Below are 25,923 nucleotides of genomic sequence, written 5' to 3' on the forward strand. Positions count from 1 at the left end.
ATTCCTCCCCAACGCGACCTGCGGCTGCCGTGCACCCAAACTAGCGCCGTTAGTTTTCCACCACCAGGCCCCTCTACGAGAGGCGCTCCGAGCGCCCCCTCCCACCTGAAGGCCGAACGAGGACGCGCGGGCAGTATCAGCCCGTCCGGCGCTTGAGGACGAGCGCGGAGCGCGATCGGGGGCACCCCGTCTCACCGGGACCGACGGGCCGGGTCCGGAGCGTCGGACGGGGCAGAGTCGGGGCCGGCCTCAGGCCCAGGCGCCCGAGGCTCACGGCCAGAAGCCCTCAGGGCCAGCCCCGCCGCCCCCAGCAGCAGCACACCCAGCATCACGAACGGCGCCCCCACGCCCGCGACCCCGGCGATCCCCCCGGCCCCTGCGGGCGCGGCCACCTGCCCGAGCCGGTTCCCGGTGAGCCGCAGGGCCAACGCGGTGGACCGCGCCGCCGCGGGCGCGGCCTGGACGACGGTCGTCATCGACAGGGGCTGCCCGACGCCGAGGCAGAAGCCGAGCAGGACGAGCATGACGCCGAGCGCCCACACGGGCACGGGCACGGCGACCCCGGCGCACAGCACCGCGCCGAGCAGACAGGTGACGGCGATGAGCGTCCGCCGTCCGAGGACCCGCAGGAGCGGCGTCATCACGAGACGGCAGGCGATCGTGGCACCCGCCCGCAGGCTCAGCAGGATCCCCACGGTCGCGGGGGCGATCCCCCGGTGCTCGCCGACGACCGGCAGATAGGCGGTGAGGATGTCCGTCGCGGACAGCACGGCGAGGCTGATGAAGATCCCCGCGGGCACACCACGGGTCCGCAGGATCCCCAGCACGGGCACCTTGGCCGACCGCTCCACGGCCTCCCGGCCCCCGGCCTGCCCTCCCGGGCGCGCCGCCCCGGACACCCCCGCACCCGAGGCCCCGGCCGCCCCACCCCCGCGCTCGATCCGCCACAGCGCCCCGACCCCGACCGCCCCGACGCCCGCCGACACCACGAGGGCGAGGGCGCTGGTGCGGTCCATATCCGGCCCGATGAGGGCTCCCGCGGCGATCGGCCCTATGAGCTGGCCGAGCGAGGCGCCGATCGTGAAGTGGCCGAAGTTCCGGTCCTGTTCGGCGGGTGCCGACTGGCGGGCCACGATCGACTGGGCGCCGATGACGAAGCAGAGGTGGCCGAGCCCCATGACCCCGCTCCACGCGGCGAGCGCGGTGAGGGACGAGGCCGTACCGCTGAGCGCGCACCCGCCCGCGATGAGCGCGACGCCGACGGGAAGGAGCGGGGCGCAGCGCCCGTGGTCGGTGCGGCGGCCGAGCGGCACGGCGGCGAAGAGCGGGAGCAGCGCGTACACGCCCGCGATGACGCCGATGGCGCGTTCGTCCGCGCCCAGTGAGAGGGCCCGGTAGGAGACGGCGGGCCGCGCCATCGACACCGCCCCCTGCGCGAAGCTGAAGGCGATGACGAGGCGCAGCAGCCAGCCTCGGCCGGACGGCCCGGGCATCAGATGATGCCGAAGAGGATTCCGGCGCCGAGGACCACCAGCGAGGTCAGCACGGCCCACTTGACCGTGAACCGGGTGTGGTCGCCGAACTCGACCTTCGCCATGCCCACGAGGACGTACACGGCGGGCACCAGGGGGCTCGACATGTGCAGGGCCTGGCCCGCGATGGAGGCGCGGGCGATCTCCAGGGAGGAGACGCCGTGCGCCTGGCCCGCCTCGGCGAGGACCGGCAGGACGCCGAAGTAGAAGCCGTCGTTGGACATGAAGTAGGTGAGCGGGATCGACAACAGGCCCGTGACGAGGCCCATTTGGCCGCCCATGCCGTCGGGGATGGTGGAGACGAGCCAGTCGGCCATGTGGTCGACCATGCCGGTGCCGGTGAGGACGCCGGTGAAGACGGCGGCGGCGAAGACCATGCCGGTGACGTTGAGGACGTTCTCGGCGTGGGCGGCGATGCGGGCCTTCTGGTCGGGCATGTGCGGGAAGTTGACCGTGAGGGCGAGGGCCGCGCCGAGCAGGAAGAGGACGGGGATCGGCAGCCACTCCATGATCATGGCGGTGAGGAGCAGGACCGTCAGGGCCGCGTTGAACCAGTAGAGCTTGGGGCGCAGGGTGGGACGGTTGGGGTCGAGCCCCTGGAAGCCGTCGTCGGCGTCGGCGTCCGCGCCGGAGCCGGTGTCCGCGCCGGCCCCGGCCGCACCCGCGGCGGAGCCCGGACCCGCGCCCGTCGCGGCGCCCGAACCGGCGCCCGCGGAGCCGGAATTGCCCCCCTTGGTGAAGCTGACGCGCCCGGCGGCGGCCTCGCCGCCCGCCCCCACGAGCACCGGCTCACCGGCCCGCGTCTCGCTCTCCAGGACCTCGTCGAGCGAGAGCACCCCGAGCCGCCTGCGCTCCCGCAGGCCGAGGGCGTACGACAGGATGAAGACGGCGACGAGTCCGCAGGCGAGCGCCGGGATCATGGGGACGAAGATGTCGGCGGCGTCGACCTTCAGCGCGGTGGCCGCGCGGGCCGTGGGGCCGCCCCAGGGCAGCGTGTTCATCACGCCGTTGGCGGTGGCGGCGACGCCGGTCATCACGACGAGGCTCATCTTCAGGCGCTTGTACAGCGGATACATCGCAGAGACCGTGATCATGAAGGTGGTGGAGCCGTCGCCGTCGAGGGAGACGATCGCGGCGAGCACGGCGGTGCCGACCACGATCCGCATCGGGTCCGCCTTGCAGAAGCGCAGGATCCCGCGGACGATCGGGTCGAACAGACCCACGTCGATCATGACGCCGAAGTACACGATGGCGAACATGAGCATCGCGGCCGTGGGGGCCAGGTTGCCCACACCTTCGAGGACGTAGTCCCCGAGGTGGGCGCCCTTTCCTACGAAGACGCAGAACAGCGCGGGGATGAGCACCAGTGCCGCGATCGGCGACATCTTCTTCATCATGATCAGCACCAGGAAGGTGGCGATCATGACGAATCCGAGGATTGTCAGCATGGGGGCTACCTATCGTTCACCATCGAACTACCACCAGGTCTGGCGGTTCGGATGACCGTAGGACCGGCTATCGAGCGTTAACAAGACGTTGACATGCGAGCAATAAGCGCAAAACTCCAGGTCAGCGGGTTTCTGCTCGTGACAGCGGGGCGAGGGTGACCCGGAAGCCGTTGAGCACGGCGGTGCCGGAGAGCGGGTCGAGGAGGGTGCCGTCCAGGAGCTGGTTGACGTTGGCTCCCGGGTCGGCCGCGGCCACGCTCAGCCGGGTGCCGGGCCGGTCGTGGCCCCAGCCGTGCGGCAGGCTCACGACGCCGGGGCGCACGGCGTCGGTGACCTCGACGGGCACGGCGATCTCGCCGCCGGCGGCGGTGACACGGGCCTGCCCGCCGTCGACGAGGCCGAGGCGGCCCGCGTCGTCGGGGTGGACGTGCAGGGTGCAGCGGTTGGTGCCGCCGACGAGGGCGGGGACGTTGTGCATCCAGCTGTTGTTGGAGCGCAGATGGCGGCGGCCGACCAGGACGAGTCCGGCCGGGGCGCCGTCCGGGGCGCGGGACTCGTCCAGGGCGCGGGCGAGGCGCGGCAGGTCGTCGGCGATCGGCCCCGGCAGCAGTTCGACGCGGCCGCTACGGGTCTTCAGGAGCTGGGGGAGGCGGGGTTCGAGGGGGCCGAGGTCGATGCCGTGGGGGTGGTCGAGGAGGCGCTGGAGGCTGAGTCCTTCCGGGTCCGCGCCGAAGCCGTCGCCGTAGGGGCCGAGGCGCAGCATCAGGTCCAGGCGCCGCTCGGGTCCGCTCTCGCCCGTGAGCCGGTCGGCCAGTTCCTTGGGGTCCTGCCCGTGGACGGGGGCGTGCGGATCGGCGACGGCCTTGCCGAGGGTGCGGTCGATGGCGAGCGCGTCGACGGCGGCCGGGTCGGCGCCGTGCTCCCCCAAGCTCTCGGCTCCGCTCGAGCAGGGGGGACCCCCATCACTCACGGCGAGGACCAGCCGGGCCAGGATCTCCGCCTCCGCCATCCGACCCGCCTCCAGGGGGACGACGGCGCGGTTGTAGCGGGCCTGGTTGCGCACGGCGAGCGCGTTGAGGGCGAAGTCGAAGTGGGGGCTCTGCGAGGGCGGGGGCGGCGGCAGGACGACGTGCGCGTGGCGTGAGGTCTCGTTGAGGTACGGGTCGACGCTGACCATGAAGTCCAGTGACTCCAGGGCCTTGTCGAGCCGGTCGCCGTCGGGGGCGGAGAGGACGGGGTTGGCGGCGATGGAGATGAGGGCGCGGATGGGGCTCTCCCCGAGGCCGCCGTCCGTGAGGCCGCCGTCCACAGCGCCTCCGCCCGGACCGCCGCCCACGGGGCCGCCGCCGTCCGCGCCACCGTCCACCGGGCCGCCGTCCGCGCCGCCCCCCACCGAGCCGCGCCCCGCCCCGACCCCGCGCACAGGCGTGTCGATCTCCGCCGCCAGCGCGGCGATCGGCAGCTCCCCCTTCGCCTCCGGGTGCCCGTCGGCGCGGCTGCGCCAGCGGCCGAGCGCGAAGCCCTTGCCGGGCCCCGCCGGGCGCCGGGCCCGGTCCGTGGCGGAGAGCGGGAACATGGCGCCGCCGGGCCGGTCGAGGTTGCCGGTGAGGACGTTCAGGACGTCGACGAGCCAGCAGGTGAGGGTGCCGAGGGCGACGGTGCTCGCGCCGACGCGCCCGTAGACGGCGGCCGTGGGCGCGTCCGCGAGCTCGTGGGCCAGCTCACGGATGGTGGCGGCGGGAACGTCACAAGCGTCGGCGACGGCTTCGGGAGTGAAGTCCCGTACGGCGTCGGCGACTTGCTCAACCCCCACCACCTGCCCGTCGAGCGCCCCCAGCGCGACCAGCCCGTCCGCGAACAGGACCTGCGCCATCGCGGCGAGCAGCAGCGCGTCCGTGCCGGGCCGGATCGCCACGTGCCGGTCGGCCAGCTTCGCGGTGCGGGTGCGGCGCGGGTCGACGACGGTGAGCCTGCCGCCCCGGGCGCGCAGCGCCTTGAGCCTGCCGGGGAAGTCGGGCGCGGTGCACAGGCTGCCGTTGGAGTCCAGCGGGTTGGCGCCGAGCATCAGGAGGTGGTCCGTGCGGTCCAGGTCCGGCACGGGGATGGCGAGGGCGTCGCCGAAGAGCAGTCCGCTGGAGACGTGCTTGGGCATCTGGTCGAGGGTGCTCGCCGTGAACAGGCTGCGGGTGCCGAGGCCCGCGAGCAGGAGCGGCGGGTAGAGGGCACCGGCCACGGTGTGCACGTTCGGGTTGCCGAGCACGACGCCGACCGCGTGCGGCCCGTACCGTTCGACCAGCGGCCGGACGGCCGCCGAGACGGCGTCGAAGGCCTCCTCCCAACTGGCCTCTTCAAGGCGACCGTCGCGGCGCACGAGGGGCCCCCGCAGCCGGTCCGGGTCACTGTCGGCCGCGCCGAAGGAGGCGCCCTTCGGGCAGATGAAGCCTCGGCTGAACACATCGTCCTTGTCCCCGCGCGCGGCGGTCACGCCGGTTTCCTCGACGGTGAGGGTGAGGCCGCAGGTGGCCTCGCAGAGGGGGCAGACGCGCAGGGCGGTGCGGGGCATGGGTCCTCCAGAACGGCCGCACCGGCGGGGGCGGCGGCTTCGGCGCACGGACGCGTCGAGCATACCGACCGGTATGCATGCTGGCGAGAGTCACGGCCGGGTCGGGCACCCCCGCCGGACCGGCCCGTCAGCCCGCCCCGGTCAGTCCAGCACCCCCGCCAGATACGCCCGCAGCAGCGCCCGCGCCTCCCCCACGATCGCCTCGTCCCCGGCCGGGTCCACCCGGAAGGCGAGCCGGAACAGCGCGTCGGCGGTCTCGACGGCGACCAGGAAGGCGCGGCGCAGGGCGGGGTCGGGGGCGCGCCCGATGTGGCCGGAGAGCAGCTCCGCGAGGTGGTCGGCGACGCGGTGGTTGGGGGCTGCGCCGGGGTCGCCGACGGGGATCTGGGTGCCGAAGTCGACGAGCGAGAAGCCGGGGGCGGTGCGCTTCATGGCGAGGTACTCGTCGAGGAGCGCGTCGAGGGCGGCCCGCCAGTCGCCGGGCTCGACCGGCACGAGCCGCCGGGTGACCCGTTCGGCGTAGCGCTCCAGGTTGCGGTGGGCGAGGGCGTCGACGAGGGCCCGCTTGTTGCCGAAGAAGCGGTAGACGGAGCCGATGGGGACGCCCGCGCGGTCGGCGACGGACCGGGTGGTCAGGTTCTCGTAGCCGGTCTCGTCGAGGAGGTCCGCGCAGGCGTCGAGGATGCGGGTGAGGCGCTCGGCGCTGCGGCGCTGGACGGGCGCGCGGCGCAGGGCGGCGGGGGTGGACGGGGGCTCGGGGGCGGGTGCGGGCGAGGGCTCGGAGGCGCTGCGGTCCTGCATCCCGGGAGAGTAGAGCACTGTTCACATTTCATGGATCCTCTTGCGCTGGGAAATCGTGAATCCTACGGTGTTCCATAGGAATCAGGTCGGGAGCACCGGCCGGGAAGCCGAGGGAGCTGTGATGAGCGGGGACGACCCGAGGGACCACGCACGCAAGACCGCCGAGGGGCTGGGCTACCTCACGGGCTTCGGCAACGAACACAGCTCGGAAGCCGTGGCAGGCGCCCTGCCGCACGGCCGCAACTCCCCCCAGCGCGCCCCCCTCGGCCTGTACGCGGAGCAGCTCAGCGGCACCGCGTTCACCGAGCCGCGCGCCCACAACCGCCGCTCCTGGCTGTACCGCATCCGCCCCTCGGCCGCGCACCCGGCGTTCACGCGTGTCGACAACGGCGCGGTCCGCACGGCCCCCTTCACCGAGTCCGTCCCCGACCCCAACCGGCTGCGCTGGAACCCGCTGCCGGAGCCCGCGCCCGGCACGGACTGGCTCGCGGGCCTGTGGACCCTCGGCGGCAACGGCGACGCGACGCAGCGCACGGGCATGGCGGTGCACCTGTACCACGCCAACTCCTCCATGACGGACCGGGTGTTCAGCGACGCCGACGGCGAGCTGCTCGTCGTCCCCGAGCACGGCGGCCTGCTCCTGCGCACCGAGTTCGGCCTGCTGCACGCCGAGCCCGGCCATGTCGCCCTGATCCCGCGCGGCGTCCGCTTCCGCGTGGAGCTGCTCGACGAGAGCGCCCGCGGCTACGTGTGCGAGAACTACGGCGCGCCCTTCCAGCTCCCCGACCTCGGCCCGATCGGCGCCAACGGCCTCGCGAACGCACGGGACTTCAAGGCCCCCGTCGCCGCGTACGAGGACGTCGACGGCCCCGTCGAGGTGGTCAACAAGTTCTGCGGCAACCTCTGGACGGCGACCTACGACCACTCGCCGCTCGACGTCGTCGCCTGGCACGGCAACCACGTCCCGTACGTGTACGACCTGCACCGCTTCAACGTCATCGGCACCATCTCGTACGACCACCCGGACCCGTCGATCTTCACGGTGCTCACCTCCCCGTCGGACACCCCGGGCCTCGCGGGCGTCGACTTCGTGGTGTTCGCGCCGCGCTGGCTGGTCGGCGAGGACACCTTCCGGCCGCCGTACTTCCACCGGAACGTGATGAGCGAGTACATGGGCCTGATCGAGGGCGCGTACGACGCCAAGGCGGAGGGCTTCGTGCCGGGCGGCGGCTCGCTGCACAACATGATGTCCGCGCACGGACCGGACCGCGAGACCTTCGAGCGGGCGAGCGCCGCCGAGCTGAAGCCGCAGCGCATCGACGACGGCCTCGCCTTCATGTTCGAGACCCGCTGGCCGGTCACCGCCACCGAGCAGGCGGCGACGGCCGGACACCTGCAGCGCGGCTACGACGACGTGTGGCAGGGTCTGGAGCGTCATTTCCGGCCGTAGTGGCATCACTTCCGGCCGCTGTCCGCGTCGCTACCGGAGTACGGAGTTCCACGTGACCGCTTTCGCCCCGGACTCGATCGTCCTGAACCGAAAGCTGCCGCTCTGGTATCAGGTGTCGCAGTCACTGCGCGCCTCGATACTCGGCCGGGCGCCCGACGCCCCGCTGCGCCTGCCCACCGAGGAGCAGTTGGCGGGGCACTACGGCGTCAGCGTGCTCACCATGCGGCAGGCCCTCAAGGAGCTGGAGGACGAGGGCCTGATCAGCAGGCACCGGCGGCGCGGCACGTTCATCGAGCCCGGGGTGCAGCGCGGTTCGCCGGTGCGGCTCCTCGGCTCGGTGGACGCGATCGTGGCCCAGCAGTCCGGCATGGACACCAAGCTCCTGTCCCACGGGCAGGAGCCGGTGCCCGCCGAACTCGCCGAGTACTTCCCGGACGTGGAGCAGGTCGCCACGTACCACCGCCTCCGCAGCGACGCCAGGACCGGCGAGCCCACCAACCACGCCCGCAACCACATCCGTCCCGACCTCGCCGACCGCGTCGACCCGGCCGACCTGGAGCGGTGGCCGATGACGAAGGTCCTGCGGGACGTGGTGGGCGTGGCGATCTCCCGCATCACCGACACCGTGGAGGCCACCCTCGCCGACCCCGAGACGGCCCGCCTCCTCCAAGTGCCGCTGCTCAGCCCGATCCTGCACTACACGGGGATCACGTACGACGACCAGGGGCGGGCTCTGGACGTGGCGCGGATCCACTACCGCGGGGACCGGTTCTCGTTCACGGTCACGTTGGACGCGACCTGACGGCCCCCGCCGGGAGCGTCGTACGATGCCGGGCGTGACGCACGACGAAGCGCCGCTCCTCGCGGATCTCCTGCCGTGGTCCGTCGCGCCGCTCAGGCCCGGGCGCGGGTGGCCGATGGCGCCGGACGCCGCGTCCCTGAAGGCCCGTTGGAACGCCTTCGTCCGCGCCGACGCCGCCGACCGCGAGGCGCTGCTTCGGCCCACCCGGTCCCGGACCCTGCACACCGCCGTCGCCCAGCTGCCCGGCTTCGACGGCGGCACGGTCCGCCTCGCCCGCGAGGCCGGGCCCTGCCCCGAGCCCGTCCGCGTCCTGCACGGCCCCTTCGACGAGCAGTGGCTCATCCCCGACCACCGGCTCATCGACGTGGCCCGGCCCGAGCTGTGGCGCGTCCTCGGCGCCGGGCAGCTCTTCCTCACCGAGCAGGGGTACGTGGCCGACGGCGCGGGCCCCGCGGTCCTCGCGTCCACCGTGCTCCCCGACGGGCGCTCCCCCGCGGGCCGCCCCGGCCGCATCCGCCCGCTCTTCCGGCGCCCCGGCGGCCTCGAACCCAACCTCGCACCGGGCCTGTCGCGCCATCTCACACGGGTGTACGGGACCGAGGTCACCGCCCCGGACGTCCTCGCGTGGACGCTGGCCGCCGCCCGGGCCTCGGCGTCGGGCTGCGCGGTGCCGCTGACCTCCGACGCCCGGGTGTGGAAGCGGGGCGTCGCGGCGGGACGGCGGCTGCTGTGGCTGCAGCTGCGGGGCGCGGGCGGCGAGCGCCCCAAACTGCCCGGCGGGCGGCGCCCCTACGTCCGCTCACCGCTGCCCGCGCGGCCCCGCGCCCTCGCCTACGACCCGGACGAGGAAGCCCTCCTGGTCGACGGAAGCGGTGTCATCTCCCCCGTGCCCGCGGCCGCCTGGGACTTCCGGGTGAGCGGCATGCGGGTCCTGGAGCTGTGGTTCGAGCGGCGGACGGCCGACGCGGAACCGGGCTCTCTGGAAGCCGTGCGCCCGGCCGTCTGGCCCCAGGAGTGGACGTCCCAACTCCTCGAACTGGTCACGGTCCTCGCGCTCCTCGCGGCGGAGGAGCCGTTCGACGCCGGGGACACGAATCGGATCACGGCAGGGGACCTGCGGGCGGCCGGGGTGCTGCCGGTGCCCGGGGCGGCGCGGCGGCCCGCCTCGGTCCTCGACCACCATGAGGAGGGGCCGGAAGGGCAGTTCGCGCTGTTGTAGGAGGGCTCGCGCCGCCGTGGGGGTGCGCGTCACACGTGCGGAGCGCGGCCCGCCCGGGCCCCCGGCAGCAGCGCCACCAGGCTCAGCCCCTGGAGCACCACGAGCACGACGACGCCCACGTGGAAGCCGGACTCTCCGCCGCCGCCGACGCCGTACGCGAGCGCGGCGACCGCCGGGCCCACCGCGAACGCGAGCGTGCGGGACGTGTTGCCGACGCCGCCCGCCGTCCCGACGAGGTGCGCGGGGGTCGCGCCGAGGATCCCGGCGTTCACGGGCGTGCCGAACAGGGCCTGCCCGGCGCCCGCGAGGGCGAGGCGCCAGCCGATGTCCCACAGGCCCGCGTCGGGCCCGAGGGTCACCATGCTCAGGACGCCCGCGCCGCAGAGCCCGGCCCCCACCGCCCCCACGAGCCGCGGGGGCAGCCGGTCGGCGAGCGTCCCGCTGAGCGGCGCCGTCAGCGCGACCGCGCCGATGAAGAAGACCATCGCCACACCGGTCAGGGACGCTCCGGCGTCCAGGACGTCGGCGACGTAGTACGGCAGCAGGAAGTAGGAGAGCCCCACGAACGTGCCGCTGAGGAAGAGCGAGAGGACGGGCAGGCCCACCTCGCGGCGGCGCAGCAGGTCGAGGACCGGACGGGCGGTGCCGAGCCGCGCCCAGGCCACGGCGCCCGCGACGGCGGCGAGGCCGAACAGCGTCGCGGCGACGGGCGCGTCCGCCTCGATCCGGCCGAGGGCGAGGAGCAGCGCGGTCACGGCGGCGCCGAGCAGCACGCCGTCCCCGACCAGCGAACGGCCCGGCGCCGAGAGGCCCTTGTCCGTGCGCGGGATCAGACGTGCCCCCAGCCACCACACGACGAGCAGCACGGGGATCTTCAGCAGGAACACCGGGCGCCACCCGTAGGCGTCGACCACCGCGCCGCCGAGCGACGAGCCGCCCATGGAGCCGATCGGCATGACCGTGGCGACGAACCCCATGGCCCGCCCCCGCTGTTCGGGCCGCACGCTCGCGGCGACCACCGGCAGGTACAGGGCCCCGACGAGGGCGCCCGCCACGCCCTGGAGGACACGGGCCGCGAGCAGCACCGGCAGGTTGGGCGCGGCGGCCGCGAGGACGCTGGTCAGGCCGATCGCGGGCACGGCGAACAGGAACAGGGCGCGCAGGTCCACGCGGTCGCTCCAGCGTCCCGCGGGGATCGCGAGGGCGGCAGTGGGCAGCGTGTACGCGAGGAGGACCCACTGGGCGGACGAGGAGCCGACGCCCAGGTCGTCGCCCATCGCGGGGAGCGTCACCGCCGTCAGGCTGATCTCCAGGGTGACCATGAGCATCGCCAACGCCATCACGGCCACGGGCGCCCAGCGCGTGGGCGGGGCGCCGTCGGGCGGCGGGGTGCGGGTGGATTCGGGAGTGTGCTGAGTCATGCGGCCGACGCTAGGAACGAGGTGGGGGCGGTCGCCTCTGTCGGATGACTGGGATGTGCCGGACCCGGCGGCCCTCGGTCACCCGACCCCGGTCACCCCGGTCACCCGACCCCAGTCATCCGACAGAGGCGACCGCGCGGACCGCCCGCATAACTTCCTGGATGTCGGCACAAGCCGCACCGCACCACCCCACCGCCCCCTCTCGTCCCGCCCCACCCCGTCCCGGAAGGACACACCATGCGCGCCATCCGCATCCACGCCTTCGGCGGCCCCGAGCAACTCGTCCACGAAGAGGTGCCCGACCCCGAGCCAGGACCCGGCCAGGTCCGGATCTCCGTACGGGCCGCGGGAGTCCACCTCCTCGACACCGCCCTGCAGCGCGGCGCGGCCGACGAACTGCCCTTCGCGCTGCCGGAGCCTCCCCTCACGCCGGGCCGCGAGGTCGCCGGGGTCGTCGACCGGCTCGGCGCGGGCGTCGGCGATGAGTGGCTCGGCCGCCGGGTCGTCACCCATCTCGGCCTGGTCAACGCGGGCTACGCCGAGCTTGCGGTCCGCGAGCCGGAGGCGCTGTTCCCGCTGCCGGACTCCCTGTCGTACGAGGCCGCGATCGCCATGGTCGGCACCGGCCGGATGGCGCTCGGCGTCCTGGACGTGGCCGCGCCCGCGCCGGACGACGTGGTCCTCGTGACCGCGGCGGCGGGCGGCATCGGCACGCTCCTCGTGCAGGCGGCGAAGAACGTCGGCGCGACCGTCGTGGCCGCGGCGGGCGGCCCGGACAAGGTGGCGCGGGTACGGGCGCTCGGCACGGACGTCGCCGTCGACTACTCCCTGCCGGACTGGGCCGACCGGGTCCGCGAAGGGCTCGACGGCCGTGAGGTGAGCGTGGCCTTCGACAGCGTGGGCGGCACGGCGGGCCGAACGGCCCTTGACCTCCTCGGATACGGCGGGCAGTTCGTGATCTACGGCTGGTCGTCCGGCGCGCCGACCGAGTTCACGTCGAAGGACCTGCACGACAGGCTCCTGACGGCCACGTACGCGCTGGGTCCGCGGATCGTCCGGGTGCCCGGCGGGCTGCGCGGGCTCCAGGAGCGGGCGCTCGCCGCGGCGGCGGACGGCACCCTGGTGCCGGCCGTCACGACGTTCCCGCTGCGGGACGCGGCCGCCGCGCACACGGCGCTGCTCGGCCGCGCGACGGTCGGCAAGGTCGTCCTGGTTCCCGGTTCGGTGGACGTGGAGGTGGCGTCATGAGGATGCGTGCGATGGCCCTGCGGGAGTACGGCGACGCGGACGTGCTGCGCCCGGTGGAGCTCGACGTGCCCGAACCCGGGCCCGGGCAGGTGCGGGTGCGGGTCCGCGCGGCGGGCGTGATGCCGTTCGACATCGGCATCCGGCAGGGGGTGATGCGGCCGCCGGGGGTGGAGTTCCCGATCGTCCCGGGCAATGAGTTCGCGGGCACGGTGGACGCGGTGGGCGCGGACGTCACGGACTTCGTGCCCGGCGCGGGCGTCCTCGGGTTCTCGCTGCTCGGCGCGTACGCCGAGTACGTCGTCGTGGGCGCCGACCAGCTCGTCGCCAAGCCCGACGTCATGGACTTCACCCTCGCCGGCGGCTTCCCCGGCAACGCGCAGGGCGCGCACATGGCGCTCAGCGCGCTGCGGGTGGGGCCCGGCGACACCGTTCTCATCAACGGCGCGGCGGGCGGCCTCGGCACGCTGTCCGTGCAGCTCGCCAGGGCCTGGGGCGCCACCACCGTCATCGGTACGGCGAGCCCCCGCAACCACGACCATCTGTGGGCGCTTGGCGCGATCCCCGTGGCGTACGGGGACGGCCTGGAGGAGCGGGTTCGTGCCATCGCCCCCGACGGCGTCGACGCGGCCCTGGACAGCGCGGGCGCACAGGCGCTGCGCGCGTCGGTCGCCGTGGCCAAGGACCGCTCCCGCGTCATGTCGATGGTCGACGACGAGGAGGCCGAACGCCTGGGCCTCCCCCTGATCCGCGGCACCCGCACCGCCGGGCGCCTGGCCGAGGTCACCGACCTGTACGCCAAGGGCCTGCTTCAAGTGCATGTCCGCGCCACGTTCCCCTTGGCGGAGGCCGCGGCGGCGCAGCGCGAGGTGGAGTCGGGGCATGGGCGGGGGAAGGTGATCCTGACGGTGGCGGGGCACCCCTAGCCCCCAGCCCCGGACCCGCGACACCTGGGAATATCCACCGACTCCGGTGGCTTACTTGAACCATGCTTCAAGGTCGCGCCGCCGAACTGGACCTGCTGGCAGCCCTCCTCGCCCGGGCCCGGCAGGGCCGGAGCGCGGCCCTGGTCGTCCGCGGCGAGGCGGGCATCGGCAAGTCGGCGCTGCTCACGGAGACGACGAGGATGGCCGCGGCCGAGCACTTCAAGGTGCTCCGCACCACGGCCACGGCGACCGAGACCGAACTCCCCTTCGCGGCCCTCCACCTCCTCCTCCACCGGGACACCGCCAGGATCTCCGCCCTCCCCGCACCCCAGGCGACGGCGCTGCGCACGGCGTTGGGGCTGGAGGTGACATCGGGGCCTGGGCCCGCGCCGGTGAACGGCGGGGACAACAGTGCCATCGCCGACGCCCGGACCACCCCCGCGCCCGGCCCCCACCCCACCACCATCGACCGCTTCCTCACCGGCCTCGCCGTTCTCACGCTGCTCGCCGAACTCGCCGACGGGCAGCCCTTGTTGTGTGTGGTCGACGACGCGCACTGGCTGGACCACGCGTCCGCCGAGGCGTTGCTGTTCGCGGCGCGGCGGCTCGCCGCCGAGGGCGTGGTGCTGCTGTTCGCGGTCCGTGAGGGGCACGCGCCCCGGTTCCCGGCACCCGGCCTGCCGGAGCTGCGGGTCACCGGCATCGACGACAAGGCCGCCACCGACCTCCTCGCCGAGCACGCGGGCGATCTGCCCCCGTACGTACGCGCCGAGATCCTCAGCGAGGCACACGGGAACCCGCTCGCGCTGCGGGAACTCCCCGCGGCCCAGCGGGAGGGGCACCTCGGGGCGCTCGCCGGCCCCTCGCACGCGGTGGCGCTCCCGCATGGCTCCCGCGTCCAGCAGACGTTCGTGGACCGCGTCGGCGCGCTGCCGGAGGCGACCCGCACGCTGCTCCTCGTGGCGGCGGCGGAGGGCACCGGCGATCTGGAGGCGACGACGGCCGCGGCGAGCGCGCTCGGGGCGGGCGTCGCCGACCTCGAACCGGCCGAACGCCGACAGCTCATGCGTCTGGAAGGCGGCCGGCTCGTGTTCGGGCACCCGCTGATCCGCACCGCCGCCTACCAGTCGGCCCCGCTCGCCGCCCGGGTCGCGGCGCACCGCGCCCTCGCGGACGCCCTGCCGCGGGTGGGCGGCGCCGACCGCCGCGCCTGGCAGTTGGCGGCGGCCGCCACCGCGCCGGACGAGTACGTGGCCGCCGCCCTGGAGGAGACCGCGCGGCACGCCCGTGCCCGCGGCGGCTACGCGGCCGAGGCGGCGGCGCGCGAACGGGCCGCCCGGCTCACCCCGGACGGCGCCACCCGGGCCCGGCGCCTCGCGCTCGCCGCCGTGGCGGCGGCGGACGCGGGCCAGAGCGCGCACGCGGCCGACCTCGCCCGGCGCGCCGCCCCGCACCTCACCGACCCGGCCGTCCTGGCCCGGCTCGCCCGGGTCCGCGCGGGTGTGGCCCGGGAGCGCGAGGAGTTCGACGCGGCCCACCAGGTGCTCCTGGACACGGCGTCGGCGATCGCCGGGCGGGCGCCGGACACGGCGGCGCTCCTGCTGTACGAGGCCATGACGGCGGCCTGGGTGGCGGGGCACCGGCCGTCCATCGACGAGATCACCGACCGGGTGGCGGCCCTGGGCCTCGCGACGCCGCCGGGCGCCCCGCCGTACCTGCCCGCCGTCGACGGCATCGCCCGGCTCGCGGCGGGCGAGCCGGGCCGGGCCCTGCCCCCGCTGCGGGACCTGTTCGCACGGTCGCGCGACGGCGCGCGGGGGCTCGGCCTGCGCGAGCGGGCGTCCGTCGCGACGTGGTTCGCGCCGCTCGGCGATCTGGAGGGCGGCATCGAGCTGGCCGCCGAGCTGGAGCGCGAGTGCCGTGAGCAGGGGGCGGTCGGGCCGCTGCCGTTGGTGCTGCTCCTGCGGGCGCGGGCCCGGGTGCTGCTCGGGCGGCACGGGTGCGCGCTCGCCGGGGCGGCCGAGGGGGTGCGGATCGCCGAGGACAGCGGGCAGCGCCACTACGCCGCGCAGCTGACCGGCGTCCTCGCCTACCTGGCCGCGCTCGGCGGCGACGAGGCCCGCGTGAAGGAGCTCACGGCCTTCGTCGACCCCCGGCAGGCCCCGCCGGGCCGGGTGTGGAGCGCCGCCGCCCGGCCCCTGCTCGACCTGAGCCTCGGCCGCCACGAGGCGGCGCTGCGCGGCTACGAGGACCTGGCGGCGGGCCCGGCGTCCCACACGACCGTCGCCCTGTACTGCGTCCCCGACCACGTCGAGGCCGCCGTCCGCGCCGGAAAGCCGGACAGCGTAAGGGAGTTGGCGGCGCGGTACGCCGAGTGGGCCGGGCACACGGGCACGGCGTGGGCCCGCGCGATCGCGGCCCGCTGCCGGGGGCTCCTGGCGGAGGCCGGGGCGGCCGGGGCCGACGCCGTGCACGCGGCGTACGAGGAGGCCCTGCGGCTGCACGCCGACGACGGCCGCCCCTTCGAACGGGCCCGTACCCAGCTCCTCTTCGGCCAGTGGCTGCGTCGGGCGGGGCGCAGGAGCGAGGCGCGCGGGCCGTTGCGGGCGGCGCTGGACGTGTTCGAGCAGGTGGAGGCGGCGCCGTGGGCGAAGCGGGCCCGCGCCGAGCTGCGTGCCACCGGCGAGAGCAGGTCCCCGCAGCACCCGGACCGGCTGACGGCGGCCCGCCTCACCCCGCAGGAACGCCAGGTGGTCCGCCTGGCCGCCACAGGCATGTCCAACCGCGACATAGGCGCCCAGCTGTTCCTGTCCCCCCGCACGGTCGGCTACCACCTCTACAACGCGTACCCCAAACTGGGCGTCGCGTCCCGAGGAGACCTACCGCACCTGAACCTGCAGACCGACTGAGGAACCTTCACTCACGCGACGAGGGCGGACACATTCCGCCCGAAGATCTTCAGCCCGCCCGGCGCTTGAGGCCGCTGCGGACGAGGCCGAGCATTGTCAGCCCGTCCGGCGTTTGAGGACGAGGCCGAAGGCCGATCGACGGCACCCCGCCCCACGGGCACCGCGCGACAGCGCAAGCGGCGACAAGCCAGGAGGGGCGGGCGGGCGGGAGAAGAACAAAAGAGGGAGGACGGCGGGACGCCACGGCCCGAGACCAGGGCGCCCACGCCAGAAACTAGTGGCTGCCGAACAGCGAACGCCGCAACCGCCGCAGCGGAGCGAACAGCGACACCCGGCGCACACGTGCGCGCCTGCCACCGCTGCGGTCGTGCGCGACATCACGCGAGGTGAGCTCACGCATCAGCAGCGTCGCCTCGGCCGCCTCGCGCTGCGGGACGGCGGGGCCGCCCAGCACCGAGAGATGACGGTCGAGACGCGAACTGCTCGCGCCGCTCCCACAAGTGATCGCAGGGACCCTCGCCCTACTGCGCACTGTTATCTGTTCCATGTCACTCCCCACCCGTACGAGGGCACCCGGCCCAGGGCAGGTTAACCCTATCGCCCCGCCATGACACTCGTGTATCCCGGTCGCAGGATTCACCTTCCCCACAAGGACGTTGACGATTACTCTCCGAATCCAACTGATTTCAGGGTGAGTTGGACAACCGGTGCGGTGGTGGGCCGCACCGATCCCCCGTCGGGCTCGACGGTGACAGCGAGTGAGCTGGCGCTCCCGTTCAGATCGTCCGCGACGACCGGCGTTTCGCCGTCGAGGAGGCCCAGGGAGCGGGGCGCGGCCCCGTCGCGCATCACCCACAGTTGATGCTCCCGCCCCGCGGGCGGCCTGCCGAGCCCGGACGCCGTGACCACGGCCTGCCCCTGCTCGCGTGACGCGACGACGCCGAGACCCTGCCCGTCGGCGTCCCTGGTACGGGCCGCGCGGGCGTCGGGCGCGGCCAGGACGTGGGCGATCTCACGTGCGGCGGCGCGCTCCTCGTCGAGCCGGTCGTCGGCGCGGCCGAGGGCGAGGGCGAGGATGCCGACGGCGACGAGGGCGAGGACGGCGGCGGACGCGGCGAGCGCCACGAGGACGGGGGCACGGCGGCGCGCCGGGGCGCCCCCGTGTTCCCGCACCACCACCGCGGGCTCCGGAGCCTCCTGCTCGGTGGCGCGCACGGCGGTCAGGATGCGGTCCCGCAGGTCCGGCGGCGCCGGGACGGAGGCGGCACGCGCCAGGCGTACGGTGTCGGCGGCGAGCGCCCGTACCTCGTCGGTGCAGCGCGGGCACCCCTCCAGGTGCCGCTCGAAGCGGCGGGTCTCCTGCGGGTCGAGGGCGTCGAGGGCGTACGGAACGGAGAGGGAGTGCACGGTGCGGCCGATCCGCAGGCCGCCCACGTACATCCTGATGCGGCCGAACAGGCCGGTGCCCGTGGTTCTCATGCGGCGGCGCCCAGACAGTCGCGGAGCCGCAGGAGTCCGTCCCGCATCCGGGTCTTGACGGTGCCCAGGGGTACGGACAGCCGGCGGGCGACCTCGCGGTAGGTGTAGCCGTCGTAGTAGGCGAGCGTCACGGCCTGGTGCTGGAGGTCCGTGAGGCGCTCCAGGCAGCGGCGCACCCACTCGCGCTCCAGGCTGCCCTCAACCTCCTCGGCGACCTGGTCGAACGCGGGCGTCTCGGCGCGCTGGGCGACGCGCTGCTCGCGGTCGCTCGCGGCCCGCGCGCTGCGGACCCGGTCGACGGCCCTGCGGTGGGCGAGCGTCAGGATCCAGGACAGGGCGCTGCCGCGCGCCGGGTCGTACCGGGCCGCGGTGCGCCACAGTTCGAGGAGCACCTCCTGGACCACCTCCTCCGACTGGGCCGGGTCGCGCAGCACTCTGCGGACGAGTCCGTACACGGGCCCGGACACCAGTCCGTACAGCTCCTCGAACGCCTTCTGGTCGCCACGGGCCACCAGGGGCAGCAGTGCGTCAGCGTCCATCCGAGTCCCCCCCTTTTTTCGGCCTCTCCCCCGGAGCTCTTGGCGCACGTCGCGGCCGTTCCCCGTTCCCCGGGCGCCCAATTCTGGACGCGGTGGAGGTTCGGTGCGAGACCTCCGGCGGGATTGGTGCCAATCCGCGCGGGGCGCGGCACCGAATGGCGGGGCAGACGGACCGCGCCCGGCCCACGCGCGCGGCCGTCGGGACAACCCATGAGGAACGCCCGACCACCCACCACAACAGTGAGGACGGACGCGATGACAGCAGTCGCGAAGAGCCGCGCGAAGCTACGGAGCACCCGTGGCATCGTCGGGCTCGTGTGCGGCGTGCTGGCCGCCGGGGGGCTCGCAGCCGCCGGGACCGGCACGCTCGAACCGGAGGCGGCCCGCGCCTCCAGCCACCGCGAGGCCCCGCTCATCTCGGGGCAGCCGCAGTACGACAACACGGACGTGTACGCGTTCGTCAGCCCCGACAAGCCCGACACCACGACGATCGTCGCCAACTGGACCCCGTTCGAGGAACCGGCGGGCGGCCCGAACTTCTACCCGTTCCCCGAGGACGCCCAGTACGACGTGCACATCGACAGCGACGGCGACGCGCAGGGCGACCTGCTGTACCGCTGGACCTTCGACACCCGTACGAAGAACGGGAACACGTTCCTCTACAACACCGGTCCCGTCACGTCCCTCGACGACCCCGATCTGAACGTGACGCAGACGTACGACATCGACCTGCTGCGGCTGAAGGACCAGAAGGTCGTCTCGACGAAGAAGGTCGCCAACGATCTGCCGATCGCGCCCAGCCACGTCGGCAAGGCGTCCATGCCCGACTACGCCAAGCTGCGTGGGCAGGCCGTACGGAAGACGGCGGACGGCGGCACGGCGTTCGCCGGACAGGCCGACGATCCGTTCTTCCTGGACCTGCGGGTGTTCGATCTGCTGTACGGGGGCGATCTGTCGGAGGTCGGGCGGGACACCCTCGCCGGGTACAACGTCAACTCCGTCGCCCTGCAGGTGCCGTCGGCCTCGATCCGCCAGTCGGAGAAGCAGCCGACCGTCGGCATCTGGTCCACGACGCAGCGCAAGAACGCCGACGGGAAGTGGACGCAGGTCTCCCGGCTCGGGGGGCCGCTGGTCAACGAGGTCGTCGTCCCCATGAAGGACAAGGACAAGTTCAACGCGTCCGCGCCCTGGAACGACGCGGACTTCCTGCCGTACGTCACCAAGCCGGAGCTGCCGCGCCTGATCGAGTCGTTCTACAAGATCAAGGCGCCGAAGGAGCCCCGCAACGACCTGGTGTCGGTGTTCCTGACCGGCGTGAAGGACCTCAACCAGCCGCCGAAGGTGCGGCCCGCCGAGGTCCTGCGGCTCAACACCTCCATCAAGCCCAGCGCCTCACCGAAACGCCTCGGTGTCCTGGACGGCGACAACGCGGGCTACCCCAACGGGCGGCGGCTCAGCGACGACGTCCTCGACATATCCCTCCAGGTCGTCCAGGGCGAACTCGTCGGCCAGAAGAACGACTTGGGCGACGCCGTCAACGCCAACGACCGCGAGTTCGGACGCTCCTTCCCGTACGTGGCCCTGCCCACGGCGGGCTCGCGCGGCCCCCTCGCCGAGAAGGGCGCCCGCTCCGGCTCGGACGACGGCTCCGGGGCGCCCAACGCCATGACCGGCGGCGCACCGAACACCGCAGGACGCGACACGGACGACTCCACCGACACCGTCCTCCTGGCATCCGCCGCGGCCGGCGGCGCCGGGCTGCTGCTCCTCACCCTCGGCATCGTGTGGTGGCGCACGCGAGGCGGCGGCGCGGGTCCGCGGGGACGCGGGTCCGGGATCACGGGGGTCTGAGATGGCCGGCCGCCGCTTCGGGGACTGGTGGGGGGTGACTCGGTCCGCCGGGTCCGCCCAGTCCGTCGGGTCGACCGGGTCTGCTGGGTCGGCTGGGTCTGCCAGTTCGGTTGGGTCTTCCGGTCCGGGCGGGTCTGCCAGGTCGGTCGGGTCCGCCGATCCGGGCAGGTCCACCGGCCCGGTCAAGTCCGCCGATCCGGTCAAGTCCGCCGATCCGGGCGGGCCCACCAGGTCGGTCGGATCCACCGATCCGGGCGGGCCCACCAGGTCGGTCGGATCCACCGATCCGGGCAGGTCCACCGGCCCGGTCAGGTCCGCCGATTCCGCCAGTCCCTCGAGTCCTGCCGGTGCCGCCGAATCGGCCCGTGCCGCCAGGACGGTCGGGTCAGTTCGGCCTGCCGGTACTGCCGGTACTGCCGGTACTGCCGGTACTGCCGAGACCGCCGACTCCGTCGAGGCGGCAGGGTCCACCGGGGCGGCCGAGCCCACCGAGTCCGCCAACTCCGCCGGGGTGCCGTTCAACGGCACCCCGGCCGGGGAGCGGGCCGAGGCCGTCGGGACCGACGGGCGGCGGCTCGGGGACGCGCCGGACACCCGGCCCTCTCGTGCGGGGGGCGCCCGGCGGGCCGGGTGGCGGCTCGGGGCCGTCGTCGCGCTCGCGGTGTCGCTGACCGCGGGTGCGGTGGTCGTCGGCGCGCTCCGGGAGGAGGGGCGGCCGTCCGCGACGGCCGCCCCGCCGGCCCCGTACGCGGCACCGCCCGACGGGCTGCGCGCGGGCGACCTCGACCGTGGAGTGACCTCGCTGCGGGAGCGGGTGCGGGTGCGGCCCCGGGACTTCACGTCCTGGGCCGCGCTCGGGTCCGCGTACGTCGAGCAGGCGCGCACGCACGCCGACCCCACCCGGTACGCCGAGGCCGAGCGCGCCCTGGACCGCGCGCTCGCGCTCCGCCCCGGCCACGACGGTGCCCTTGCCGGGCTCGGCGCGCTCGCCGCCGCGCGGCACGACTTTCCCGGCGCGCTGCGGTACGCCGAGCGGGCGCTGGCCGTGAACCCGTACAGCGAGCGGGCGCTCGCCACCCGTATCGACGCGCTCGTCGAACTCGGCTCGTACGAACGGGCGTTGCGGGCGGCACGGGCCGCCGACGCGCGGCGGCCCGGCATTCCGGTCTTCACGCGGTACGCGTACGTGCTGGAGCTGCGCGGGGACGTCCGCGGGGCGCGGCGCGTCCTGGAACGCGCCCTCACCTCCGCGCGGGCGCCCGGCGATGTCGCGTACGTCGCCACTGCGCTGGCCCAACTCGCCTGGCGGCAGGGTCAGTACGCGCAGGCCGCACGCCGGTGCGCGGTCGCGCTGCGGGCCGACCCGTCGTACGTGCCCGCGCTGGAGACGCGGGGGCGGGTGCGGGCCGCCCAGGGCGAGACGGGGGCCGCCGTCGCCGATCTGCGCGATGCCGTGGCCCGGCAGCCGCTTCCCGGCACGCTGGTGGCTCTCGGTGAACTGTACGAGTCCCAGGGGAAGTCGGCGCGGGCCCGGGAGCAGTACCGGCTGATCCAGGCGTGGACGCGGCTGGCCCGCGCGAACGGGGTCAACCCCGATCTGGACACCGCGCTCGCCGCCGTGGACCACGGGGACGCGAAGGCCGCGCTGGCCGCGGCGCGGGCCGAGTGGGAGCGGCGGCGCACCGTGCACACCGCTGACGCGCTGGGCTGGGCGCTGCATGCCGTCGGGCGCGACGAGGAGGCGCTGCGGTACGCCCGGCGGGCCACGGCCACGGGGTTCCGTGAGGCGTCCTTCTTCTACCACCGCGGGGTGATCGAGCTGCGCGCCGGCTCCCCCTCGGCGGGGCGGCGCTGGCTCGAGCGTGCGCTCGAGCTCAACTCCGGGTTCTCGCCCGTGGGTTCTCGGGACGCAGGGCGACTGTTGGAGGGGTTGGGATGAGGACTGTTTCGTGTACGGGTGCGGGGGCGGGTGCGGTTCGGTGGGTGGCGTTCCTGTCCCGCCGCTCCGCGGCGGACAGCCCCCACCCACCCACCCGTCACCCCGCACCGGACAGTGAACCGGAGGCCGATCCCGGCACCCTGAGCGGTCAGCCCCAGGCAGACCCCGGTGCCCCGGGCAGTCGGGCGAGTGCCACCCCGTGGACGGCATCCCTGCCCGGCCACCCCGCACCCGACGCCGAGCCAGAGGCGAATCCGCGCACCCAGAGCGGTGCGCTTGCCGTCGACGCGCCAAGGCGTCGTGCGGGGCTCGTTCGGTGGCTCTCGCCGTTCGGGGGCGGACGGGTACGACGGGGGCCACGTCCCGGACGGGGCCGACCGGGGGGACCGCTCGCCCCTCGTCGGACGCTCGCCCCTCGTCGGACGCTCACCCCTCGTCGGACGCGCACCGCAAGCCGGACCCGGACCCGGGAGCGCGCCACCACCTGGGCCCGCCGCGCCCTCGTCGCCGTCCTCCTCGGGCTCTGCGGCGCCCTCCTCCTTCCCGCCGCACCCGCCTCCGCCCATCCCCTCGGCAACTTCACCGTCAACCAGCACGACGCCCTCACCCTGGCCCCCGGGCGCCTCCGCGTCGACCACGTCGAGGACCTCGCCGAGATCCCCGCCTCCCAGGCCGAACCCGGCATCAAGCGTGCGGGCGCGGCCAGTTGGGCCGCCGAGCGGTGTCGCAAGGCCGCCGCCGGCACCCGCGTCGCCCTCGGCGGGCGCCCCGTCCCCGTCCGGTCCCGCGCCGCCCGCGCCCTCGTGCGCACCGGCCAGGCCGGGCTTCCCACCGTCCGCGTCGAGTGCCGCTTCGCCGCCCCGCTCCCGAAGGGCGAGAACCTCGCCCTCACCTATCGCTCCACCGGCCAGCCCACCCCGGGCTGGCGCGAGATCACCGCCCGCGGCGACCGCATGACCCTCACCGACACGGACGTACCCGCGACCTCCGCCTCCCGCTCCCTCACCCGCTATCCGAAGCGCCTCACCTCCTCCCCTCCCGACACCACCTCCGCCACCCTGCGCGTCCGCCCCGGCGGCCCCGCCCTCGCCGCCGACCCCGCACCACCCGCCTCCGCCCTGCCCCGCGCCGCCACCGACGCCCTCACCCGTCTCGTCGCCCGCCACGACCTCACCTGGACCTTCGCCGCCGCGGCCCTCGGCACCGCCCTGTTCCTGGGCGCCCTGCACGCCCTCGCCCCGGGGCACGGCAAGACCCTGATGGCCGCCACCGCCGCCGCCCGTGGCACCGCCTCCCTGCGTGACGTGCTGCCCCTCGCCGCCTCCGTCACCGTCACCCACACCTTGGGCGTCGTGGCGCTCGGGCTCCTCGTCGCGGGCGGTTCCGCCGCCGCCCCCTCCGTCGTCGCCTGGCTCGGCGTCGCCAGCGGCCTCCTCGTCGCCGGCGCGGGCGCCGTCCTGCTCCGCCGGGCCTGGCGACATCGCCGTCACTCCCACGGTCATTCGCATGGGCATTCCCACGGTCACTCCCATGGCCACAGTCACGGCCACATTCATGCCCACAGTCATGGGCACAGTCATGGGCATGCGCATCACCACCACTCCCATGGGCACGGGCACAGCCACGAGCATCCGCCCGCGCCCCCCACCCTCCGCGGCACCCTGCTCCTCGGCTTCGCCGGTGGTCTCGTCCCCAGCCCCTCCGCCGTCGTCGTGCTCGTCGGCGCCGCCGCTCTCGGCGAGGCCTGGTTCGGGCTCCTGCTCGTGCTCGCGTACGGCGCGGGGCTCGCGATCACGTTGACGGCGGCCGGGTTCCTCGTCGTGCGGATGGGGACGCGGGTGGCCGCGGTGGCGGAGCGGCGGCTTTCGCGGAGGCGGGCGGGGCGGGTGCGGCTCGCCGGGCTCACCCGGCGCCTCGCACCGCTGGGCTCCGCGTGCGTGGTGCTCGCGCTCGGGTGCGGATTGGTGTTCAAAGGGGCCGCAACAGCGCTCGGTTGAGCTACTTTTGTGGAGAATCGCACGGCTGCGAATGGGGGGCTCGTGTCCGATGAAGCGCGAGTGATCGCTGGGCGTTATCGCCTCCTGGCGCCGCTGGGCGAGGGGGGCATGGGCACGGTGTGGCGGGCCCGGGACGACGTGCTCGGCCGCGAGGTCGCCGTCAAGGAGGTCCGCGCGCCCGTGGGGCTCCCGGCGAGCGAGGTCGAGCGGCTCTACACCCGCCTGGAACGGGAGGCCTGGGCCGCGGCCCGGATCCCGTACCGCAATGTCGTGACGGTGTACGACGTCGCCACCGACGAGGGGCGCCCGTGGATCGTGATGGAGCTGGTGCGCGGTCTGTCCCTGTCGGACACCCTGGAGGCCGAGGGCCCGATGACCCCGCAGCGCGCCGCGTACATCGGCGCGGAGGTCCTGGGCGCGCTGCGCGCCGCGCACGACGCGGGGGTGCTGCACCGCGACGTCAAGCCCGGCAACGTCCTGCTGTCCAATGACGGCCGGGTCGTGCTCACCGACTTCGGGATCGCGATGGTGGAGGGGAGTTCGGCGCTCACGATGACCGGCGAGGTCGTCGGGTCGCCCGAATTCCTCGCCCCGGAGCGGGCCTTGGGCCACCGCCCGGGACCGGAGTCCGACCTGTGGTCCCTCGGCGTGCTCCTGTACGCGGCCGTGGAGGGCGTCTCGCCGTTCCGGCAGGACACCCCGCTGAGCACGCTGCGGGCCGTCGTCGACGAGCAGTTGCCGCCGCCGCGCCGCGCGGGGCCGCTGACTCCGGTCATCGAGGGTCTGCTGCGCAAGGACCCGGCGGAGCGCGCGCTCGCGGCGGACACCGAACGGGATCTGCGGCTCGTGGCGGAGGGCCACGCACCGCGCACGGAGCCCTCGGCCTCGTACCAGCCGACGGTCGCCGCACCCCAACGGCACGACCCCACTCCCCCTCCGCCACCGCCGCCCGGCGGTTTCGCCTCGTCCGCGCCGACCGGCACCACCCCCACGACCGACACGACGACCACGACGCCCCAGTCCCGCTCGCGTCGTACGACCGCCGTGCTCGTCGCGGGCCTGACCGCCGTGGCCCTGGCGATCGGCGGTGTCACCTACGCCCTGGTGAAGGACGATCCGGGTGACAAGAACGGCGGCGCCGACAGCGGCAGCGGCACGACCGGCGGCTCGAACAGCGGCGGAAGCGGCGGCAACGGCGGCACCAACGGCGGCGCCGGAGGGGACGGGGGCGGCAACGGCGGGGGCGGGTCCGACGGCGGGGGCAACAGCGGGTCCGGCGGCGGAGGCGGCGGCAACGGCGGCACCAACGGCGGTGGTGGCAACGGTGGTTCCACCGGCGGCGGCGGGAACGGCGGCACCACCACCCCCGCCCAGTCCGTGCGCGTCAGCGTCACCGGCCACCGCACCTCGTACACGGGCGCGTGCCCGGTGCCGTCCGGCGAGGCGCCGTCGTTCGCGGCGACCTTCACCGTGGGGCGGGTGCCGGTGGGCGTGCAGTACCGGTGGGTGACCGCCGAGGGCGAGTCGAGCGACCCGGGCTGGAAGACGCTCTCGTTCCCGTCGGGCGGCGGCAAGAGCAAGCAGGTCAACCATGTGGAGGTGCCGGCCTGGACGGATCCCGGGACGCACCGCGGCAGCGTGCGGGTCGAGGTCCGCAGCCCGCTGACCGCGACGTCGAACTCCGTCGCGTACTCCGTGACGTGCGAGGAGGAGCCCCCGACCACCGGTGGGGACTCCTCCTCTCCTTACGATCAGTGAGTCCGGACGATCAGTGCGTCCGGCGGAGCGGCGGCCGGTGCCGC

18 protein-coding genes are annotated in these 25,923 nt (G+C 74.7%); 10 read left to right on the plus strand and 8 right to left on the minus strand.

Annotation, left to right across the window (positions count from 1 at the left end; genetic code table 11):
* Nucleotides 1-191: 191 nt before the first annotated feature.
* The 4 genes from ACFVHO_RS30445 to ACFVHO_RS30460 form a co-directional block, all read right to left on the minus strand.
* Nucleotides 192-1,493 (minus strand): MFS transporter, encoded by a 1,302-nt coding sequence (locus ACFVHO_RS30445; protein WP_385721540.1) that lies wholly within the window; start codon nucleotides 1,491-1,493, stop codon nucleotides 192-194.
* Nucleotides 1,493-2,980, minus strand: coding sequence for a CitMHS family transporter (locus tag ACFVHO_RS30450; protein WP_385721543.1), 1,488 nt, complete (start codon nucleotides 2,978-2,980; stop codon nucleotides 1,493-1,495). The genes ACFVHO_RS30445 and ACFVHO_RS30450 overlap by 1 nt, the downstream gene beginning before the upstream one ends.
* 121 nt (nucleotides 2,981-3,101) lie before the next feature.
* Nucleotides 3,102-5,543: a molybdopterin oxidoreductase family protein gene (locus ACFVHO_RS30455; RefSeq protein ID WP_385721545.1), complete on the minus strand. Its 2,442-nt coding sequence runs from the start codon at nucleotides 5,541-5,543 to the stop codon at nucleotides 3,102-3,104.
* A 141-nt stretch (nucleotides 5,544-5,684) separates the two neighbouring features.
* Nucleotides 5,685-6,344: a TetR family transcriptional regulator gene (locus tag ACFVHO_RS30460; RefSeq protein ID WP_385721548.1), complete on the minus strand. Its 660-nt coding sequence runs from the start codon at nucleotides 6,342-6,344 to the stop codon at nucleotides 5,685-5,687.
* Nucleotides 6,345-6,465: 121 nt separating this feature from the next.
* Here ACFVHO_RS30460 and hmgA point away from each other — a divergent pair, with 121 nt between their 5' ends.
* Genes hmgA through ACFVHO_RS30475 form a run of 3 tightly spaced genes read left to right on the plus strand, consistent with a single transcriptional unit; the run spans nucleotide 6,466 to nucleotide 9,815 of the window.
* Entirely contained in the window at nucleotides 6,466-7,794 is a 1,329-nt protein-coding gene (gene hmgA / locus ACFVHO_RS30465) for a homogentisate 1,2-dioxygenase (protein WP_385721551.1), read from the plus strand.
* Nucleotides 7,795-7,846: 52 nt separating this feature from the next.
* Complete coding sequence (locus ACFVHO_RS30470) at nucleotides 7,847-8,596, plus strand: GntR family transcriptional regulator (protein WP_385721553.1); 750 nt, start codon at nucleotides 7,847-7,849, stop codon at nucleotides 8,594-8,596.
* Between the two features lie 25 nt (nucleotides 8,597-8,621).
* Nucleotides 8,622-9,815: a type ISP restriction/modification enzyme gene (locus tag ACFVHO_RS30475; RefSeq protein WP_385721556.1), complete on the plus strand. Its 1,194-nt coding sequence runs from the start codon at nucleotides 8,622-8,624 to the stop codon at nucleotides 9,813-9,815.
* 29 nt (nucleotides 9,816-9,844) lie between these two features.
* Here the strand turns inward: ACFVHO_RS30475 and ACFVHO_RS30480 are convergent, their stop codons facing one another.
* Nucleotides 9,845-11,236: an MFS transporter gene (locus tag ACFVHO_RS30480; protein ID WP_385721559.1), complete on the minus strand. Its 1,392-nt coding sequence runs from the start codon at nucleotides 11,234-11,236 to the stop codon at nucleotides 9,845-9,847.
* 237 nt (nucleotides 11,237-11,473) lie between these two features.
* On the opposite strand from ACFVHO_RS30480, the gene ACFVHO_RS30485 reads away from it, so the two are divergent.
* From ACFVHO_RS30485 to ACFVHO_RS30495, 3 genes are all read left to right on the plus strand, one after another.
* Nucleotides 11,474-12,484 carry a zinc-binding dehydrogenase gene (locus ACFVHO_RS30485; RefSeq protein WP_385721561.1) on the plus strand — a complete coding sequence of 337 codons (1,011 nt, stop codon included), beginning with the start codon at nucleotides 11,474-11,476 and terminating at the stop codon, nucleotides 12,482-12,484.
* Nucleotides 12,481-13,407 (plus strand): NADP-dependent oxidoreductase, encoded by a 927-nt coding sequence (locus ACFVHO_RS30490; protein ID WP_385721564.1) that lies wholly within the window; start codon nucleotides 12,481-12,483, stop codon nucleotides 13,405-13,407. Before ACFVHO_RS30485 ends, ACFVHO_RS30490 begins: the two co-directional genes overlap by 4 nt.
* Nucleotides 13,408-13,469: 62 nt before the next feature.
* On the plus strand, nucleotides 13,470-16,316 hold the full coding sequence (locus tag ACFVHO_RS30495) for an AAA family ATPase (RefSeq protein WP_385721567.1): 2,847 nt from the start codon (nucleotides 13,470-13,472) through the stop codon (nucleotides 16,314-16,316).
* A 274-nt stretch (nucleotides 16,317-16,590) separates the two neighbouring features.
* Here ACFVHO_RS30495 and ACFVHO_RS30500 read toward each other — a convergent pair whose 3' ends face one another.
* From ACFVHO_RS30500 to ACFVHO_RS30510, 3 genes are all read right to left on the minus strand, one after another.
* Complete coding sequence (locus tag ACFVHO_RS30500; protein ID WP_030356142.1) at nucleotides 16,591-16,863, minus strand: hypothetical protein; 273 nt, start codon at nucleotides 16,861-16,863, stop codon at nucleotides 16,591-16,593.
* Nucleotides 16,864-16,979: 116 nt separating this feature from the next.
* Entirely contained in the window at nucleotides 16,980-17,795 is an 816-nt protein-coding gene (locus ACFVHO_RS30505; protein WP_385721571.1) for an anti-sigma factor domain-containing protein, read from the minus strand.
* Nucleotides 17,792-18,334 carry a sigma-70 family RNA polymerase sigma factor gene (locus ACFVHO_RS30510; protein WP_385721574.1) on the minus strand — a complete coding sequence of 181 codons (543 nt, stop codon included), beginning with the start codon at nucleotides 18,332-18,334 and terminating at the stop codon, nucleotides 17,792-17,794. Before ACFVHO_RS30510 ends, ACFVHO_RS30505 begins: the two co-directional genes overlap by 4 nt.
* Nucleotides 18,335-18,589: 255 nt before the next feature.
* Between ACFVHO_RS30510 and ACFVHO_RS30515 the strand changes: the two genes are divergently transcribed.
* The 4 genes from ACFVHO_RS30515 (at nucleotide 18,590) to ACFVHO_RS30530 (ending at nucleotide 25,879) form a co-directional block, all read left to right on the plus strand.
* Nucleotides 18,590-20,185: a DUF4331 domain-containing protein gene (locus tag ACFVHO_RS30515; protein ID WP_385721576.1), complete on the plus strand. Its 1,596-nt coding sequence runs from the start codon at nucleotides 18,590-18,592 to the stop codon at nucleotides 20,183-20,185.
* A 511-nt stretch (nucleotides 20,186-20,696) separates the two neighbouring features.
* Nucleotides 20,697-22,124, plus strand: coding sequence for a tetratricopeptide repeat protein (locus tag ACFVHO_RS30520; RefSeq protein ID WP_385721578.1), 1,428 nt, complete (start codon nucleotides 20,697-20,699; stop codon nucleotides 22,122-22,124).
* Nucleotides 22,125-22,168: 44 nt separating this feature from the next.
* On the plus strand, nucleotides 22,169-24,121 hold the full coding sequence (locus ACFVHO_RS30525) for a nickel transporter (RefSeq protein ID WP_385721581.1): 1,953 nt from the start codon (nucleotides 22,169-22,171) through the stop codon (nucleotides 24,119-24,121).
* A 42-nt stretch (nucleotides 24,122-24,163) separates the two neighbouring features.
* Nucleotides 24,164-25,879 (plus strand): serine/threonine-protein kinase, encoded by a 1,716-nt coding sequence (locus tag ACFVHO_RS30530; RefSeq protein ID WP_385721584.1) that lies wholly within the window; start codon nucleotides 24,164-24,166, stop codon nucleotides 25,877-25,879.
* Nucleotides 25,880-25,923 lie beyond the last annotated feature (44 nt).

It is taken from the genome of Streptomyces sp. NPDC127108, from assembly GCF_042677545.1.
Taxonomy (GTDB): Bacteria; Actinomycetota; Actinomycetes; order Streptomycetales; family Streptomycetaceae; genus Streptomyces.